The following is a 16,841-nucleotide window of genomic DNA, read 5'->3' on the forward strand; positions in this document are numbered from 1 at the left end:
CATCGTGTGCTCATGTCGGTCGTCCTACCCTGCTAGCGACCCTCGCCCGGTCGGGTTGACCGGACGTAGTGGTTGGCGCATCGATGTACTCCGCGACGGCGCCGTGGTCAGGGACCCCGGTGAGGCGCAGCGCACGCCCGAAGGCGCGACGCCGCACCGCCTGCGCGAAGCAGGCCGGATCCGGGTGCATGTTCGCTCCCCGACCCGGCAGCCTGCGAGTCGGATCGGGCCGGAGACTGAGATCAGCCCCGTCGCCGACCGCGACGATCCGCAGCAATTCGCTGGCCGGCGCACGTCGCCGGCAACCCACACAGGTGCGCTCCGGCTGCGCGCGTCGTACCACTGGAGGAAGTCTACCCCTAGCTCGCCGAGATCGCGCCGCCCGGCTCCGGGACGTGATCAGCCCCGCCCCGACCGCCCGCCCCGGCCTGCTCCGCATCGGACCGGATGTCGATCCGCCAACCGGTCAACCGGGCAGCAAGCCGGGCATTCTGCCCCTCCCGCCCGATGGCGAGGGAGAGCTGGAAGTCCGGGACGGTCACCCGGGCCGTCCGGGTGGCCAGGTCGACCACCTCGACCCGCAGCGCCTTGGCCGGCGACAGCGCGTTGCCGACGAAGGTCGCCGGGTCGTCCGACCAGTCGATGATGTCGATCTTCTCACCGTGCAGCTCGCTCATCACCGCGCGCACCCGCTGGCCCATCGGGCCGATGCAGGCGCCCTTGGCGTTCACACCCTGGGCGGTGGAGCGGACCGCGATCTTCGTACGGTGACCCGCCTCACGGGCGATCGCGCCGATCTCGACGGTGCCGTCGGCGATCTCCGGCACCTCCAGCGCGAAGAGCTTCTTCACCAGCGCCGGATGCGAGCGGGAGAGGGTGATCTGCGGACCACGCATCCCCTTGGCCACGTGCACCACGACGCAGCGGATCCGCTCACCGTGCTCGTACCGCTCGCCGGGCACCTGCTCGGACTGCGGCAGCACGCCCTCCAGCTTGCCCAGGTCGACGCTGACGATGCCCTTCTCCTTGCGGGCCTCGTGCGCCTGCACCACGCCGGTGACCAGGTCACCGTCGCGGCCGACGTACTCGCCGAAGTGCACCTCGTCGGTGGCCTCCCGCAGCCGCTGGAGGATCACCTGCTTGGCGGTCATCGCGGCGATCCGGCCGAAGTCGTGCGGGGTGTCGTCCCACTCCCGCACCACGGTGCCGTCGTCGTCCAGCTCCTGGGCGTAGACCAGGGCGGCACCGTTCTTGCGGTCGATCTCCACCCGGGCGTGCGGCTCGGCGCCGTCGGTGTGCCGGTAGGCGGTCAGCAGCGCGGTCTCGATCGCCGCGAGGATCGTGTCGAACGGGATCTCCCGCTCGCGCTCGAGTGCGCGCAGCGCCGCGAGGTCGATGTTCACCTCTCCTCGTCCTCCACATCATCTTCGTCGTCGATGTCGTCGATGTCCTCGCCGTCCTCGCCGGCGCCGTCGAACTCGTCCGCCTCGTCGATCTCGTCGAGGCGGTTGAACTCGACCTGCACCCGGCCGGGGCCCAGCTCGGCGTACATGTGCTCGGTGCGGCCGGAGCCGGTCTCCAGCGCCACCCGCTCGTCGTCGGCCGCCACCACCCGGCCGGTGACCTGACGGTCCCCGGCGGGCTGCCCGTCGCGCTGCTCCGGCAGCGCCGCCGCGCCCCGCACGGTCACCTTGACCAGCCGGCCGACGTTGCGTCGCCAGTGCCGGGGCAGGGTGAGCGGCCGGTCCACGCCCGGCGAGCTGACCTCGAGCTGGTACTCCCCCGCCACGATGTCGCCGCCGGACTCCTCGGCCGCGTCCAGCGCCGCCGACACCGCGCGGGAGACGTCCGCGACGGCGTCCAGGTTGACCCCGCCGTCGGCGTCCACGATCACGCGGACGACGTGCCGGCGGCCGGCCCGGGAGACCGACAGGTCCTCCAGGTCGTACCCCTCACGGGTGACCACGGGCTCGATGACCTCGCGCAGCCGGGCACGCCGCGCGGCGAGGTCGGTCCGGGGTGCGCCCGCGCGGTCCCCGCCCCGGGAGCCGTCGGTACGACGGGATCGCCCCGCCGGCCCCGTCGGCCTGGTGGCACGGCCACGCTGCGTCATCTGCGCACCCTTCTGCTGTTCGGCGGCGGTCCGGGCGGCCGCCACGCCGGCACGCCACCGGGGCGGTCGCGCCGGTGGCTGCGCAGAGCGTAACGCGCCGCCGGGGTGGTGGACCGAGCGGCGCACCGACGGCGGTCACCCACCTGACCGCGCCGATGGTGTTGACTTGTCCGGTGGCGACGGGCAGATGGACCGCGAACGACGGTGGACCGGGACGAACCCGGCGCGCCCTGCTGCGTACCGGGGCGCTGCTGGCGGTGGGTGGCACGGCCGCGCCGCTGACCGGCTGTGATCTTTTCGACGGCGACGAGCCCCCGCCGCCCGACCCGCTGGAGCCGCTCGCCGCCGAGGCCCGGGAGCTGGCCGCCCGGCACCGGGCCGCGATCGCCGCCGACCCGGGGCTGGCCGACCGGCTCACCCCGATCGCCGACGCGCACGCGGCGCACGCCGACGAGATCCATCGGCTGATCGGCCGGCCGGCGCCGTCCGGGTCGCCCGGCCCGCAGCCGACAGCCGGGGACCGCGCCGGGCTGCTCGCCGGGCTCCGGGAGGCGGAGCAGCGGGGCCGGCAGGCCGCCGCGAAGGCGTGCGCGGAGGCGCCGGGCGAGCGGGCCGCCCTGCTCGGCTCGGTCACCGCCGCCCGGGCCACCCACGTGGAGGCGCTGAAGTGACCCGACGGCAGGCACCGACCGACGCCGGCCAGGCGTTCGCCGACGCGCTGGCCGCCGAGTACGCGGCGATCTTCGCCTACGGCCCGATCGGGGTACGGCTGACCGGCGCCGCCCGGCGGGACGCCCGCTCGGCCGAGGCGGCCCACCGCGCCCGCCGTGACGCGCTGGTGCTCCAACTCACCACCGGCGGTGGTCAGGTCCCGGCGGACAAGGCCGGCTACGCCCTGCCCTACCCGGTCACCGACCGGGCCGCCGCGCTGCGGCTGGCGATCGAGGTCGAGGAGCGGACGGCCGCGTACTGGCGGGCAGCGCTGCCGGTGACCACCGGCGCGGACCGCACCCGCGCGTTGAACGCGTTGACCGACTGCGCGGTCCGGGCCGCCCGGTGGCGGCGGGCGGCGGGCGTCGATCCGGTCACCGTGGCCTTCCCCGGCCGGCCCGACTGAGCGGGGCCGGCACCGCTGCGGTTGCGCTCCGCATACGGGGTATGCATACTCCGTTGCCATGTCCATCCGCCACGGCCTGCTCGCCCTGCTCGAGCGTGGTCAGATGTACGGCTACCAGCTGCGCGCCGCCTTCGAGGAGTCGACCGGCTCGACCTGGCCGCTGAACATCGGGCAGGTCTACACCACCCTCAACCGCCTCGAACGCGACGGGCTGGTCCGCCCGCTGCCCGAGCACGAGGGCGGGCAGCGGCCGTACGAGATCACCGACGCCGGCCGGGCGGACCTGGCGCTGTGGTTCGCCACCCCGATCAGCCGCGCCGACCGCCCCCGCGACGAGCTGTCGATCAAGTTGGCCCTCGCGCTGACCACGCCCGGCGTCGACGTACGGGCGGTGGTGCAGACCCAGCGCAGCGCCACCATGCGCACCCTGCAGGAACTGACCCGGCTGAAGTACGCCAGCGACAGGCCGGAGGACCTGCCCTGGCGGCTGGTGCTGGACGCGATGGTGTTCCAGGCCGAGGCGGAGATCCGCTGGCTGGACCACTGCGAGACGAGCCTCGTCCGTTACCGCCCCGCCCCACCCGCCGGCCGCACCACCCATCCGGGGGCGGTGGACCGGGCCGACGAGGAGGCCCGCCGGTGAGCGGGCCCGACGCCCCGGTGCTCGACCTGCGGGACGTCCACCGCACCCACGGCAGCGGCGCGGCCGCCGTGCACGCGCTGCGCGGGGTCAGCCTCACCGTCCGGCCCGGTGAACTGGTCGCCGTGATGGGTCCCTCGGGCTCCGGCAAGTCCACCCTGCTCACCCTGGCCGGCGGGCTGGACAGCCCCACCGCCGGCGAGGTCGTGGTCGAGGGGCAGCCGCTCGGCACCCTCGACCACCGCGAACTCGCCCGGCTGCGCCGCCGGCGCATCGGCTACGTCTTCCAGGACCTCAACCTGCTGGGCAGCCTCACCGCCGCGGAGAACGTGGCCCTCCCCCTCGAACTCGACGGTTCGGGCGTACGGCCGGCCCGGCGGGCGGCGCTCGCCGCCTTGGAGGAGGTCGGGCTGACCGGGCTGGGCGAGCGCTTCCCCGACCAGATGTCCGGCGGTCAGCAGCAACGGGTGGCGATCGCCCGCGCGCTGGTCGGCGAGCGGCGGCTGGTGCTGGCCGACGAGCCGACCGGGGCGCTGGACTCGCAGACCGGCGAGGCGGTGCTGCACCTGCTGCGCCGCCGGGTCGACGCGGGTGCGGCCGGGGTGCTGGTCACCCACGAGGCACGGCACGCCGGCTGGGCCGACCGGGTGGTCTTCCTCCGCGACGGGATCATGGTCGACTCGACCGCGCCGCTGCCCGGCGTCGAGCAGTTGCTCTCCGGCAGCGGCAGGTGAGACCGCACCCGGTGACCCGGCGCACCGGTCGGATCGCCGAGGCGGTCGGTTCCTGGCGGGCCGCGCTGCGCATCGCCCGACGGGAGGCGCGCCGGGCACGCGGGCGTACCGCGCTGGTGCTGGCGATGATCACCCTGCCGGTGCTGGCGCTGAGCTTCGTCGCGGTCAGCTACGACATGTCCACCCTCACCCGCGCCGAACGGCTCGACCAGCGGATCGGCGCCGCCGACGTCGAGCTGCGCTGGGTCTCGGAACTCCCGGTCATCCAGGATGCCTGGGGCGAGAACGTGTACCCGCCCGGCGGCATGGACCGGCTGCGGACCCGTCCGGTGACGGCCGCGGAACTCACCGCCCTGCTGCCGCCCGGCAGCCGCGTCGCCCCGGTGCGCTGGTGGACGCCCTTCGAGGTGCGCGTCGGCGACGAGCTCGAGATGCTCACCGGCCGGATACTGGACCTCACCGACCCCGTCGCGGGCTCCGTGGCCCGGCTGCACGAGGGCCGGGTGCCCCACCGACCGGACGAGGTCGCCGTCAGCGCGGCGGCGCTGCGCGACCTCGACGTCGACCTGGGCACGGCGGTCACCCTGGCCGACGGGTCGCGCGCGTACACCGTGGTCGGGGTGGTGGAGTTCCCGGACGACCTGGGCGCGACCGCCGCGCTGCCCCCCCGGCGCGACGCCTCCGCCGCCGCCCGGCACCTCGGACGAGAGCTGGCTGGTGGACCTGCCCGCCCCGGTGGACGCCGCGCTGACGGCCCGGCTCAACGCGCACGGGATCTCCGTCTCCGCACGTACCCCGGTGCCCGGCGCCGCGGCGGTCCCGGACGCCTATCCGTCCAACGCCCTGGTCTCCGACCCCGAGGGGACGGGCAGCGCGGTGCTGGTCGGCGGGCTCGGCCTGCTGGAGGTGGTGCTCCTGGTCGGACCGGCCTTCGCGGTCGGCGTACGGCGGCGACGTCGCGACCTGGCGCTGGTCGCGGTCGCCGGCGGCGACGCGGTCCACCTGCGCCGGATCGTGCTCGCCGACGGGGTGGTGCTGGGTGGCGTCGGGGCCGCCCTCGGCGTGCTGCTCGGGGTCGCCGTGGCGTTCGCCGGCCGGCCGCTGGTCGAGGAGCACATGATGGGGGCCCGGTTCGGCGGGTACCGCGTCTTCCCGGCGGCGCTGGTGACGATCGCGGCGGTCGCGGTGCTGGCCGGGGTGCTGGCCGCGCTCGCCCCCGCCTGGACGGCCGCCCGGCAGGACGTGGTGGCCGGGCTGGCCGGGCGGCGGACGGTGCCGCCGCACCGCCGGCGCTGGCTGGTCCTCGGCGGGACGCTGACCGTCCTGGGCACCGCGACCGCCGCCCTGGGCGCGCAGCGCGGCACGCCGTTCGTGATCCTCACCGGGCTGGTCCTCGGCGAGCTGGGCCTGGTCTTCGCCACGCCCACCCTGGTCGGTCTGCTGGCCCGGGTGGGACGGTTGTTGCCGCTGGCGCCCCGGATCGCGCTGCGTGACGCCAGCCGTAACCGCTCCTCCGCCGCCCCGGCGATCTCGGCGGTGATGGCGGCGGTCGCCGGCAGCGTCGCCGTCGGCGTCTGGGTGGCCAGCGACGCCGCCCGGGCCCGGGCGGGCTGGCAACCCAGCATGCCGCCCGGCCATGTGATGCTGGTCCGGTCTGGCCCCGCCGAGGCCGACGAGCTGCCGCCGCTGCCGCCGGTCGCCGACCGGGTCCGCAGCGTGCTGGCGGCCGACTCGGTCGCCCGGATCGACGTGCCGGTCTGCGCCCGGCCGCGTCGGGACGACGAGCACTGCACGGTCGACACGGTGCTGCCTCCCGAGCAGATCTGCCCGTTCCAGGTCGAGGCGTTCCAGTCGGCCGAGGTCCGCCGGCGGGCGCAGGCCGACCCGCGATGCCGCCGCCCCACCCCACCGCCGAGCGGGTTCCACCTGCCGGTCGTGGTGGACGACGGGTCCGCCCTGCCCGCACTGACCGACGCGCCGACGGAGGAGGTGGCCCGGGCGGCAGAAGTGCTGCGGGCCGGCGGCGCGGTGGTGACCGACCCGCGCCACGTCCGCGACGGCACGGTGACGGTGGCGATGAGCCGGCTCGCCGAGGGCTCCGAGCCGCCGGTGACGACCACCGCCGTGCTGCCCGGGTACGTGCTGCGCGGCGGCCTGCCGGTGGACCGGCTGGTGCTGTCCACCCCGGCCGCCGCCAGGCTCGGCCTGGCCGTCGAGCCGTTGGGGTACGCCGTCGAGACCCATGCCGTGCCGACGATGACCCAGCAGCGGCGGCTCGTCGCCGAGCTGCGTCCGCTGGCTCCGTTCTGGGTCGAGGTGGACACCGGCCCGCCCGATTCCGGCCGCCGACCGCTGCTGTTGCTGCTGGCGGCCGGCGCCGGGGTGATCACCCTGGGGGCCGCCGGGGTGGCCACCGGGCTCGCCGCAGCGGAGGGCCGCCGGGACCTGTCCACCCTGGCCGCCGTGGGGGCCAGCCCCCGGGTACGTCGGGTGCTCTCGCTCTGCCAGGCCGGGGTGATCGCCGGGCTCGGCTCGGTGCTGGGCATCGTGGCCGGCCTCGGCTCGGCGGTGGTCATCCTGACCTCGGTCAACCGGCAGTACGCCGAGTCCTGGCCGGTCCAGGTGCCGTATCCGATCGTGGTGCCCTGGCTGACCCTGGGGGTGCTGGTGGTCGTGCCGCTGGTGGCGATGCTCGGCGCGGGCCTGTTCACCCGGTCCCGGCTGGCCGTGGAACGCCGGCTGGACTGACCGTGCCGGCGACGGCCGTCCGGAGGGTGCCGCCCGGGCCGTCGAATTGGCAGACTGTCAACGTGTCCGTTCTGGGATCCCTCACCCGCCGCCTCGGTCACCACCGCTGGTTCGGTGCCACCATGCGCCTGCTCGTCCCCGCCGACCGGCTGGTCGGGCGGCTCACCCGGGGCCGGGTGGTCGCGCTCGGGCTGGTCCCGTCCCTGGTCGTCACCACCACCGGTCGCCGCTCGGGCCTGCCCCGCAGCAACCCGCTGCTGTACGTGCCGGACGGCGACGCGTACGTGGTGATCGGGTCGAACTGGGGGCAACGGCACCAGCCGGGCTGGGCGATGAACCTGCTGGCCGAGCCCACCGCCGAGGTGGACGTGAAGGGGCGCCGCCTCCCGGTCCGCGCCGAGGTCGCCACCGGAGCGGAGCACGACCGGCTCTGGCAGCTGCTGGTGACCGAGTGGCCGGCGTACCGGACGTACGTGGCGCGGGCCGGCGACCGGCAGATCCGCATCTTCCGGCTGGTCCCGACCGACCGGCCGGCCGCGACTTCCTGACCACGGTGCGCCGGTCGCGCACCGGCGACCGGCCGACGGCCCGGCCGGCCCGGCTGCGGCGACCCGACGCGGCGTACCGGCGGGTGGCGGCGGCCCGGCCAGGCGCTGCTGATGCCCGGTGAGGCCCGACTGGCGGTGGCCACGGTGATCGGGCTGCTCACCCGCTGACGACCGCCGCTGAGCGGCCTCGCCCGGGGCGGGTCAGCCCAGGCCGCCCTGGACGCCGATCAGCGCGCCGATGCCGTACGTGGCGACGGCGGCGAGGCCGCCGAGCAGGAGTTGGCGCAGGCCACCGGACCACCAGGGGCGGCTGGTGAACCCGGCGACGATCGCCCCGGCGGCGAAGAGCCCCACCCCACCGACGCCGAGCGCCAGCCAGAGGTTGGTGAAGCCGAGCAGGTAGGTCAGCAGCGGGATCAGGGCGCCCACCGAGAAGAAGAGGAACGACGAGATCGCCGCTGCCCACGGGCTGGGCTGCTCGTCGGGGTCGACGCCCAACTCCTCCCGGACGTGCATCCGCAGCGCCTCTTCCGGGTTGCGCCGGATCTCGTTCGCCACCTGCACGGCCAGGTCGCGGGGCAGGCCCCGGGCGACCCACGCATCGGCCAGCTCGCGGGCCTCCGCCTCGGGGTGCCGTTCCAGCTCGCGGCGCTCCTTGGCCACCTCGGCGGCGATCTGCTCGTTGGCGGAGCGGACGCTGGTGTACTCCCCCAGCCCCATCGAGATGGCCCCGGCGACCAGGCCGGCGGTGCCGGTGAGGACGATGCTGCGGGGCGAGACGCCACCACCGCCGACGCCCGCGATCAGGGCGATGTTGGTGACCAGGCCGTCCATCGCGCCGAAGACGGCCGGCCGCAACCAGCCGCCGGACACGTCCGCGTGGTGTGCCTCGCGCAGCGCGGCGGGAGTCTCGGTCATGGCAGGGTCAGGATCTCGTGGCCGTCGTCGGTCACGACGATCGTGTGCTCGAACTGCGCCGTCCACCTCCGGTCCTTGGTGACCACCGTCCAGCCGTCGTCCCACATGTCGTACTGGTGGGTGCCGAGGGTGATCATCGGCTCGATGGTGAAGGTCATCCCGGGCTCCATGACGTCGGTGGGGCGCGGGCTGTCGTAGTGCGGCACGTAGAGGCCGCTGTGGAACGCCTCGCCGATGCCGTGGCCGGTGAAGTCGCGGACCACCCCGTAGCCGAACCGCTTGGCGTACGACTCGATGACCCGGCCGACCACGTTGATCTGGCGGCCCGGGGCGACGGCCTTGATGCCGCGCATCATCGCCTCGTGGGTCCGCTCGACCAGCAGCCGGGCCTCCTCGCTCACCTCGCCGACGCAGAAGGTGGCGTCGGTGTCCCCGTGCACCCCACCGATGTACGCGGTGACGTCGACGTTGATGATGTCGCCGTCCTGCAGGACCGTGGTGTCCGGGATGCCGTGGCAGATGACCTCGTTGAGGCTGGTGCAGCAGGACTTCGGGAAGCCCTTGTAGCCCAGCGTCGACGGGTACGCGTCGTGGTCGCAGAGGAACTCGTGCACCACCCGGTCGATCTCGTCGGTGGTCACGCCCGGCTTGCAGTGCTCGCCCGCGAGCCGGGTCGCCTGGGCGGCGAGCCGGCCGGCGAGCCGCATCTTCTCGATGGTCTCCGGGGTCTGCACGTGCGAGCCGCGCCACTCCGAGGGGCGCTTCTTGCCCACGTACTCCGGTCGGGCGATGTGGGCGGGCACCGCTCGCCACGGGGACAGCGTGCCAGGGGTCAGCGGCGCACGGACGTTCATGACGACAGCCTATCGCCGCGCCTCCGGTGACCCCCGCCACGCACCCGCCCACCGAGGTTGTTGCCGCGGCAACCGTGCTGTGCCAAAGTTGCTCCGTGGATCAAGGGGGCGCACCTCCCGTCTTCTCCGCGAGCGCGGAGCTCGACGGAGACCACCTCCGCGTGGTGGTGACCGGCGAGGTCGACATGGCCACCGCCGGCACGATGCTCCAGACCGCCCTCCGCGAGCCCGCCGAGCGGGTCACCCTCGACCTGCGCGGGGTCGGCTTCTTCGACTCGGCCGCCATCCACGCGGTGGTCCGGCTCGCCGACCGCCTCCCCGGCCGGCTCACCGTGCTCCCCTCCCGCCAGGTCGTCCGGGTGCTGGAGATCTCCGGCCTGGGCGAGCAGGGCTGGCTGCACCGGGACTGACCGGCTGCCCGTGGCCGTGGGCAGGCGTGGCGGAGCCCGCCGGGCCCGCGCGGGTCGGGCTCAGTCCTGCAGCCGCCGGCGCAGCGTCACTTCCGTCCCGTCCGGGGTACGGTTCACCGACAGCTCCCCCAACGCCTGGATCAGGGACAGCCCTCGGCCGCGGAAGCCCGACCCGGTCGACTCCCGCCACCGCCCGCTGTCGCGCACGGTCGCCGTCACCGTCCGGTCGTCGATGCCCACCTCGACGCTGATCGTCTCCTCGCGCGGCGCCACCGGGTGTTCGATGGCGTTGGCGGCGGCCTCGGAGACGGCCACGGTGAGGTCGAAGAGGTCGTTCTCACCGACCCGGTGGGCGAGGAGGAAGTTCTCCAGCCGCTTGCGCAGGACGCTGAGCCGGGTCGGGTCGGCCGGCAGCCGGAGCGCGAATCGGTGGAGTTCGGCCGCCTCCAACGCCAGCACCGCCACGTCGTCGTGCCGGTTCCGCTCGGCGACCCCCTCCACCACCGCGTCGATCAGGTCGGCGACGTGCTCGCCCGGCGCCGAGGCGTCCTGCCGCAGCTGGACCAGCGCGGCGTCGATGCCCGCGTGCCGGTCCTCGATCAGCCCGTCGGTGTACAGCAGCAGCCGGTCGCCGGGGGCGAGTTCGCCCTCGACGGTCCGGTAGCTGGTGCCCGCGATCGCGCCGATGGGTGGACCGAGCGCCCGCTCGTGCAGGAACGCCACGTCGTCTCCTCGGATCAACAGGGGGGACGGATGACCGGCGCTGGCGTACCGCAGGAGGCCGGTGCGGGGGCAGAACGAGAGGCAGACCACCGTGGCGAACGACTGTCGCTCGGTCGAGCCGACCAGCCGGTTGAGCCGGGTCAGCGACTGACCCGGGTCGAAGCCCTCCAGCAGGTACGCCCGCAGCCCGTTGCGCAGCTGGCCCATCGCCGCGGCGGCGCGGACGCCCTTGCCGACCACGTCGCCGATGACCAGCACGACCTCGTCGTCGCCGACCCCGATCACGTCGTACCAGTCGCCGCCGACCTCCACGTCGGCGCTGCCGGGCAGGTATCGGCTGGCCACCACCGCGCCGGGGAGCTGCGGCAGGGTGCTCGGCAGCAGGCTGTGCTGGAGGGTGGTGGCGATGTGGTGCTCGGCCTCGTAGAGCTGGGCGTTCTCCAGGCGCACCCCGACCAGGCGGGCCAGTTGGGTCAGCGCCGCCCGCTCGGGTCCGTCGCCGTCGGTGCGCCACACCCGCAGCTCGCCGAGCTGCGTGCCGGCGGTCCCGGTCAGCGCCAGCACGTCCGACGGCTCCTGCGGTGTCGTCCCGCCGGCGTCGGCCTCGTACCGCGCGCCGGTGCTGGTGGTGACCAGCACCCGGGCCGCCTCGGCGAGGCTGAGCGCGTGCCGGGCGGCGACCTGGACCACGTCGGCGGTGGAGCGGGCGGTGTTGACCGCCACCGCGGCATCGGCCAGCGCCCGCAGCCGGCGGATGATCTGCCCGCGCAGCTGGCCCAGCTCGACGTTGGCCCGGACCCGGGCGATCAGCTCCTGGCCGGAGAAGGGCTTGGTGAGGTAGTCGTCGGCGCCGACCGACAGCCCGGCGACCGCCTCGGCGGAGCCGGCCCGGGCGGAGAGCAGCACGATCGGCACGTGCCGGGTGCGCGGGTTCGCCCGCAGCGCGGTGACCAGCCCGAAGCCGTCCAGCCGGGGCATCATCACATCGGTCAGCACCAGGTCGAACGTGCCGTCGACGGCCTGTTCGAGGGCCGCCACGCCGTCGGGCACCGCGACCACCTCGTACGACGGGCCGAGTAGCCGGGTGACGTGCTCGCGCAGGTCGGCGTTGTCGTCGGCGAGCAGGATCCGGCCGGCGCCGGCCGGCTCGCCCGGCGCCGGCGGCGGGGCCGCGGCGTCCCGGTCGTCGGTCCAGATCGCGGTCTCCGCGACGTAGAGCGCGGCCTGCTGGGGCTCGGCGAGCGGCGTCGGGCCGCCGCTGGCCACCCGGTCGGCGGGCAGGTGCGCCGAGCCGAACGGCAGGGTCACCGCGAAGGTGCTGCCCTCGTCCACCCGGCTGCTGACCTCGACCTTGCCGCCGTGCATCTCGACCAGCTCGCGGACCAGCGCGAGACCGATGCCGGTGCCCTCGTGGGTGCGGGAACGGACCCCCGGCACCCGGTGGAACCGCTCGAAGACGTGCGGCAGCTCCTCGGCGACGATGCCGACGCCGGTGTCACTGACCTCCAGCCGGGCCGAGCCGGCGACGGCCCGCACCCGGACCCGGATCTCGCCGTCGAAGGTGAACTTCAGCGCGTTGGAGACCAGGTTGAGGACGATCTTCTCCCACATGTCCCGGTCGACGAAGACCGGCGCGGGCAGGGGCGGGCAGTCGACCACCAGGCGCAGGCCGGCGCGGGCGGTCGCGGAACGGAAGGTGCTGCTCAGCCGGGACGTGTAGTCGGCCAGATCGGTGGGCTGGTAGTGGGCGGCCAGCCGGCCGGACTCCAGGCGGGAGAAGTCGAGCACCGTGTTGACCAGCTTGAGCAGGCGCAGTGCGTTGCGGTGCATGACGGTCAGCCGCTCGGTGTACGCCGGTGGCAGCCCCGGGTCGGCGAGCAGGTCCTCCAGCGGCCCGAGGACCAGCGTCAGCGGGGTACGGAACTCGTGGCTGACGTTGGCGAAGAAGTTGGTCTTGGCCCGGTCGAGGGCGGCCAGCTCGGCGGCGCGGGCCTGCTCCTGCTCGTACGCCCGCTGCTGGCCGAGGGCCCGGGAGATCTGGGCCGTGACCAGGTCGAAGAAGGTGCGGTACTCGTCGTTGAGGTGCAGCCGGCGGGACACGCCGACGACGAGCACCCCGGCCGGCTCGTTGGTGGCGGTCAGTGGCAGCACCAAGGCCCGGTCGGCGGCCTCCGGCGGCACCACACCGGGCAGCTCGGCCACGTCGACCTCGGCGGTGGCGCCGCCGGCGGCGACCCGGGCGAGCACGGGCGGCGCCTCGGCGGGGACGCTGCCCGGCGCGGTCCCACCGGTCCCGGCGAGGGCGAGCCGGCCCTGGTCGTCGTAGAGGCGGACCCGGGCGATCGGGACGTCGGAGCGGTACCGGTCGAGGACCTCGGCGGCGAGGCGGGCGACCTCCGCCACGCTGCGCGCCTCGCCGAGGCGGGAGCCCAGCTCGGCCAGCGCCCGCAGCCGGCGTTCGCCGAGCACCCGGCCGCTGGTCTCGTTGACGAAACAGAAGATGCCCTCGACGCTGCCGTCCACGCCCCGGATCGGGTCGTAGGAGACGTCGAAGTAGACCTGCTCGACGAAGCCGTGCCGGTCGATGAGGAACGGGTGGTCCCTGCCGTGGTACGGCTCACCGGTGCGCAGCACGCCGTCGAGCACCGGTCCGAGCACGTCCCAGGTCTCCACCCAGTGCTCGCGCGCCGGCTGGCCGATCACGGCCGGGTGCTTGGTGCCGATGGTGGGCAGGTAGGCGTCGTTGTAGAAGGCGCGGTGGTCCGGGCCCCAGAACATGGCGATCTGGGCGCGGGAGCCGAGCATCATGCTGACCGCGTGGCAGAGCGCCGGCGGCCAGGTGTCGGGGGTGCCGAGCGGAGTGCGGGACCAGTCGTACCCGCGCAGCCGACGCCCCATCTCGCCGCCGGCCGCGAAGGCCTCGGCGAGCTGCGCGGGGAGCGTCCCGTCGGCGGGACGCGCGTGGAACCGTCCCTCCTCGCCCATCTGGGCCGAGCTCATGCACCCTCCCGCTCCGGCCGTGCCCCGTGACGCCTGGCGTCACGCCGGCCGCGCCCCGCCTTCTACCCAGACGGACCAGCAACGTAACGCATGCCCCGCGACGATCGCCGGTTACCTGCGTCTCATCCTGCCGTCATCGATCCGTCGACGCTCGCCGGGAGGGGACGGGCCGGTGCGACCGCGGACGGTGGCACCCCGGTCGGACGGCGGCGGTCAGAAGACTGGCAGGCCGTCGATGCTGGTGGCGTTCTTGCGGGCCCGATAGTCGGCCAGGTCCTCGTCGGTCTTGCGGGCACCCCACCGCAACAGGAGGTCGCGGTCGCCGCGGTAGTCCATCAGTGGCACCGAGTAGCCGCAGGAGTCGCTGACCCGCTCGACCTCGACGGTGATCACCGCCCGGACGCCGTGCAGGTCCGGCGGGTCGGGGAAGTGGGCGAGCAGAGGCCGGAACCCGGGGTCGGTGAGCGCGGTGGTCACTCCCCGCCCGTGCAGGCGGACCACCTTGGGCGGGCCGGTGAAGGCACAGAACATCACCGTGACGCGGCCGTTGTCCCGCAGGTGGGCGATGGTCTCCGCGCCGCTGCCGTGGAAGTCCAGCCAGGCGACCCGCAGCGGGTCGAGGACGGCGAAGGTGCCCCGCATGCCACGGGGTGAGACGTTGACGTGCCCGTGCGGCCCGGAGGGGGCGGAGGCCACGAAGAAGACCGGCTGTTCCTCGATCCACCCGCGCAGCCGATCGTCGATCCGGGGATGCACCTTCATGTCGACATCCTCGCACCGGTTACCGAAAAGTGGGACACATCTTCCGCCAGATGGGACGAGAAGCGCGGACGAGGTCGCTGCCCCCGCTGATCCCGATCAACGGGCGGCTCACAGCGGGGTGACGTACGCGCCGGTGATGCCGCCGTCCACCACGAACTGCGCGGCGGTCATGAAGGACGAGTCGTCGCTGGCCAGGAAGGCCACCGCGGCAGCGATCTCCTCCGGCCTGCCGAACCGCCCCATCGGTACGTGCACCAGCCGGCGGGCGGCCCGCTCCGGGTCGGCGGCGAAGAGCTCCAGCAGCAGCGGGGTGGCGACCGGGCCGGGACAGAGCGCGTTGACCCGGATCCCCTCCCGGGCGAACTGCACGCCCAGCTCCCGGGTCATCGCCAGCACCCCGCCCTTGCTCGCCGTGTACGCGATCTGCGACGTCGCCGCGCCCATCAGCGCCACGAACGACGCGGTGTTGATGATCGAACCCTTACCCTGCCGGCGCATGTGCCCGATGACGTGCTTGCAGCAGAGGTAGACGCTGGTGGTGTTGACCCGCAGCACCCGCTCCCAGGCGTCCAGGCCGGTCTCCAGGATGGAGTCGTCCTCCGGCGGGGAGATGCCGGCGTTGTGGAACGACACGTCGACCCGGCCGTGCCGCTCGACGACTCCGTCGAAGAGGTCGCGCACGGACGTCTCGTCCGCCACGTCGCAGGCGACGAACTCGCCGGCGACCTCGGCAGCGGCCCGCTCGCCGGCCTCGGCGTCGATGTCGACGCAGACCACCCGCGCCCCCTCGGCGGCGAAGCGCCGCACGGTGGCCAGCCCGATCCCGCTGCCCGCCCCGGTCACCACGGCGACCCGGTCCGTCAGTCGACCCTGCATCACGCTCACTCCTCGGTGCTGATGAAGACGTTCTTGACGTCGGTGAAGGCGTGCAGGGCGTCGGGGCCCAGCTCACGGCCGAGCCCGGAACGCTTCATGCCGCCGAAGGGCGTCCAGTAGCGCACCGAGGAGTGCGAGTTGACGCTGAGATTGCCCGACTCGACCGCCCGGGCCATCCGCAGCGCCCGGCCGACGTCCCGGGTCCAGATCGAGCCGGAGAGCCCGTACTCGGTGTCGTTGGCCAGCCGCACCGCGTCGGCCTCGTCGTCGAACGGCAGCACCGACACCACCGGACCGAAGACCTCCTCCCGCCAGTGCCGGTCGCCCGGCGAGTCGGCGAGCAGCACCGTCGGGGCGTACCAGAAGCCGGGGCCGTCGGGGCGGGTGCCGGTGAAGGCGACCTTCGCGCCGTCGACGTACCCGGCGACCCGCTCCCGGTGGGCGGCGGAGATCAGCGGGCCCATCTCGGTGCTCTCGGCGGCCGGGTCCTGCACCCGGAAGCCGCGCACGGCCGGTTCGAGCAGTTCGAGGAAGCGGTCGTACACCGGGCGCTGGACCAGGATCCGGGAGCGGGCGCAGCAGTCCTGGCCGGCGTTGTCGAAGACCGCGGCCGGCGCGGTGGCCGCCGCCCGCTCCAGGTCGGCGTCGGCGAAGACCAGGTTGGCGGACTTGCCACCCAGCTCCAGGGTGACCCGCTTCACCTGCGCCGCGCAGCCGGCCATGATCCGGGTGCCGACCTCGGTGGAGCCGGTGAAGCAGACCTTGCGCACGGCCGGGTGGGTGACGAACCGCTCCCCCACCACGTCACCCCTGCCGGGCAGCACGGTGAACACGCCCTCCGGCAGGCCCGCCTCCAACGCCAGCTCGGCCAGGCGCAGCGCGGTCAGCGGGGTCAACTCGGCGGGCTTGAGCACCACCGTGTTGCCGGCGGCGAGGGCCGGGGCGAACCCCCAGCCGGCGATGGGCATCGGGAAGTTCCACGGCACGATCACCCCGACCACGCCGAGCGGCTCGTGGAACGTGACGTCCAGGCCGCCGGGGACGGGGATCTGCCGGCCGGTCAGCCGCTCGGGGGCGCCCGCGTAGTAGTCGAGCACGTCGCGGACGTTGCCCGCCTCCCAGCGGGCGTTGCCGACGGTGTGCCCGGCGTTGCGCACCTCCAGCCGGGCCAACTCCTCGACGTGGGCGTCCACCACCGCCGCGAACCGCCGCAGCAGCCGCGCCCGGTCCCCCGGCGCCACGGCCCGCCACGACTCGTACGCCCGCGCCGCCCGCCCGATCGCCACGTCGGTGTCGGCCTCGCTGCTCGCGGGCACCTCCGCCACCGTCTCCCCGGTAGCCGGGTTGATCACCTCGGTCACCCGCGCACCCACCCCTCGACCTCGCGATCTTGCACTT

Annotated in this window: 16 protein-coding genes; 7 read left to right on the forward strand and 9 right to left on the reverse strand. The window is 74.5% G+C overall.

Annotation, left to right across the window (positions count from 1 at the left end):
* Positions 1–10: 10 nt before the first annotated feature.
* Genes GA0070560_RS13255 through rimP form a run of 3 tightly spaced genes read right to left on the reverse strand, consistent with a single transcriptional unit; the run spans position 11 to position 2,113 of the window.
* On the reverse strand, positions 11–343 hold the full coding sequence (locus tag GA0070560_RS13255) for a YlxR family protein (protein WP_091295659.1): 333 nt from the start codon (positions 341–343) through the stop codon (positions 11–13).
* Positions 344–359: 16 nt separating this feature from the next.
* The gene (gene nusA / locus GA0070560_RS13260) at positions 360–1,403 is read right to left on the reverse strand and encodes a transcription termination factor NusA (protein ID WP_091295662.1); all 1,044 of its coding nucleotides are present in this window, start codon (positions 1,401–1,403) and stop codon (positions 360–362) included.
* Positions 1,400–2,113, reverse strand: a complete 714-nt coding sequence (rimP, locus tag GA0070560_RS13265; protein ID WP_091295795.1) for a ribosome maturation factor RimP — start codon at positions 2,111–2,113, stop codon at positions 1,400–1,402. Before rimP ends, nusA begins: the two co-directional genes overlap by 4 nt.
* Positions 2,114–2,343: 230 nt before the next feature.
* Here rimP and GA0070560_RS13270 point away from each other — a divergent pair, with 230 nt between their 5' ends.
* From GA0070560_RS13270 to GA0070560_RS13295, 6 genes are all read left to right on the forward strand, one after another.
* Positions 2,344–2,784, forward strand: a complete 441-nt coding sequence (locus GA0070560_RS13270; RefSeq protein ID WP_170839388.1) for a hypothetical protein — start codon at positions 2,344–2,346, stop codon at positions 2,782–2,784.
* Entirely contained in the window at positions 2,781–3,230 is a 450-nt protein-coding gene (locus GA0070560_RS13275; RefSeq protein WP_091295666.1) for a ferritin-like domain-containing protein, read from the forward strand. Before GA0070560_RS13270 ends, GA0070560_RS13275 begins: the two co-directional genes overlap by 4 nt.
* A gap of 58 nt (positions 3,231–3,288) precedes the next feature.
* Positions 3,289–3,873 (forward strand): PadR family transcriptional regulator, encoded by a 585-nt coding sequence (locus tag GA0070560_RS13280; protein ID WP_091295670.1) that lies wholly within the window; start codon positions 3,289–3,291, stop codon positions 3,871–3,873.
* A complete protein-coding gene (locus tag GA0070560_RS13285) occupies positions 3,870–4,604 on the forward strand; it encodes an ABC transporter ATP-binding protein (RefSeq protein WP_091295674.1) in 735 nt (244 codons plus the stop codon). Before GA0070560_RS13280 ends, GA0070560_RS13285 begins: the two co-directional genes overlap by 4 nt.
* A 717-nt stretch (positions 4,605–5,321) precedes the next feature.
* Positions 5,322–7,352: an FtsX-like permease family protein gene (locus tag GA0070560_RS13290; RefSeq protein ID WP_245675498.1), complete on the forward strand. Its 2,031-nt coding sequence runs from the start codon at positions 5,322–5,324 to the stop codon at positions 7,350–7,352.
* A gap of 62 nt (positions 7,353–7,414) precedes the next feature.
* A complete protein-coding gene (locus GA0070560_RS13295; protein WP_091295678.1) occupies positions 7,415–7,900 on the forward strand; it encodes a nitroreductase family deazaflavin-dependent oxidoreductase in 486 nt (161 codons plus the stop codon).
* A 201-nt stretch (positions 7,901–8,101) separates the two neighbouring features.
* Here GA0070560_RS13295 and GA0070560_RS13300 read toward each other — a convergent pair whose 3' ends face one another.
* Both GA0070560_RS13300 and map read right to left on the reverse strand, forming a co-directional pair.
* A complete protein-coding gene (locus GA0070560_RS13300; protein WP_091295681.1) occupies positions 8,102–8,818 on the reverse strand; it encodes a VIT1/CCC1 transporter family protein in 717 nt (238 codons plus the stop codon).
* A complete protein-coding gene (map, locus tag GA0070560_RS13305; RefSeq protein WP_091295685.1) occupies positions 8,815–9,672 on the reverse strand; it encodes a type I methionyl aminopeptidase in 858 nt (285 codons plus the stop codon). The genes GA0070560_RS13300 and map overlap by 4 nt, the downstream gene beginning before the upstream one ends.
* A 161-nt stretch (positions 9,673–9,833) precedes the next feature.
* On the opposite strand from map, the gene GA0070560_RS13310 reads away from it, so the two are divergent.
* Positions 9,834–10,082 carry an STAS domain-containing protein gene (locus GA0070560_RS13310; RefSeq protein ID WP_425412641.1) on the forward strand — a complete coding sequence of 83 codons (249 nt, stop codon included), beginning with the start codon at positions 9,834–9,836 and terminating at the stop codon, positions 10,080–10,082.
* A gap of 60 nt (positions 10,083–10,142) precedes the next feature.
* Here the strand turns inward: GA0070560_RS13310 and GA0070560_RS13315 are convergent, their stop codons facing one another.
* The 4 genes from GA0070560_RS13315 to GA0070560_RS13330 all read right to left on the reverse strand — a co-directional run bounded on the left by GA0070560_RS13315 (position 10,143) and on the right by GA0070560_RS13330 (position 16,804).
* Entirely contained in the window at positions 10,143–13,805 is a 3,663-nt protein-coding gene (locus GA0070560_RS13315; protein WP_091295692.1) for a SpoIIE family protein phosphatase, read from the reverse strand.
* Between the two features lie 213 nt (positions 13,806–14,018).
* Positions 14,019–14,567: a pyridoxamine 5'-phosphate oxidase family protein gene (locus GA0070560_RS13320; RefSeq protein ID WP_091295695.1), complete on the reverse strand. Its 549-nt coding sequence runs from the start codon at positions 14,565–14,567 to the stop codon at positions 14,019–14,021.
* A gap of 108 nt (positions 14,568–14,675) precedes the next feature.
* Positions 14,676–15,443, reverse strand: coding sequence for a 3-oxoacyl-ACP reductase (locus tag GA0070560_RS13325; protein WP_091295801.1), 768 nt, complete (start codon positions 15,441–15,443; stop codon positions 14,676–14,678).
* 5 nt (positions 15,444–15,448) lie between these two features.
* A complete protein-coding gene (locus GA0070560_RS13330) occupies positions 15,449–16,804 on the reverse strand; it encodes an aldehyde dehydrogenase family protein (protein ID WP_091295804.1) in 1,356 nt (451 codons plus the stop codon).
* Between the last annotated feature and the right edge of the window lie 37 nt (positions 16,805–16,841).

Source organism: Micromonospora halophytica, assembly GCF_900090245.1.
Taxonomy (GTDB): Bacteria; Actinomycetota; Actinomycetes; order Mycobacteriales; family Micromonosporaceae; genus Micromonospora; species Micromonospora halophytica.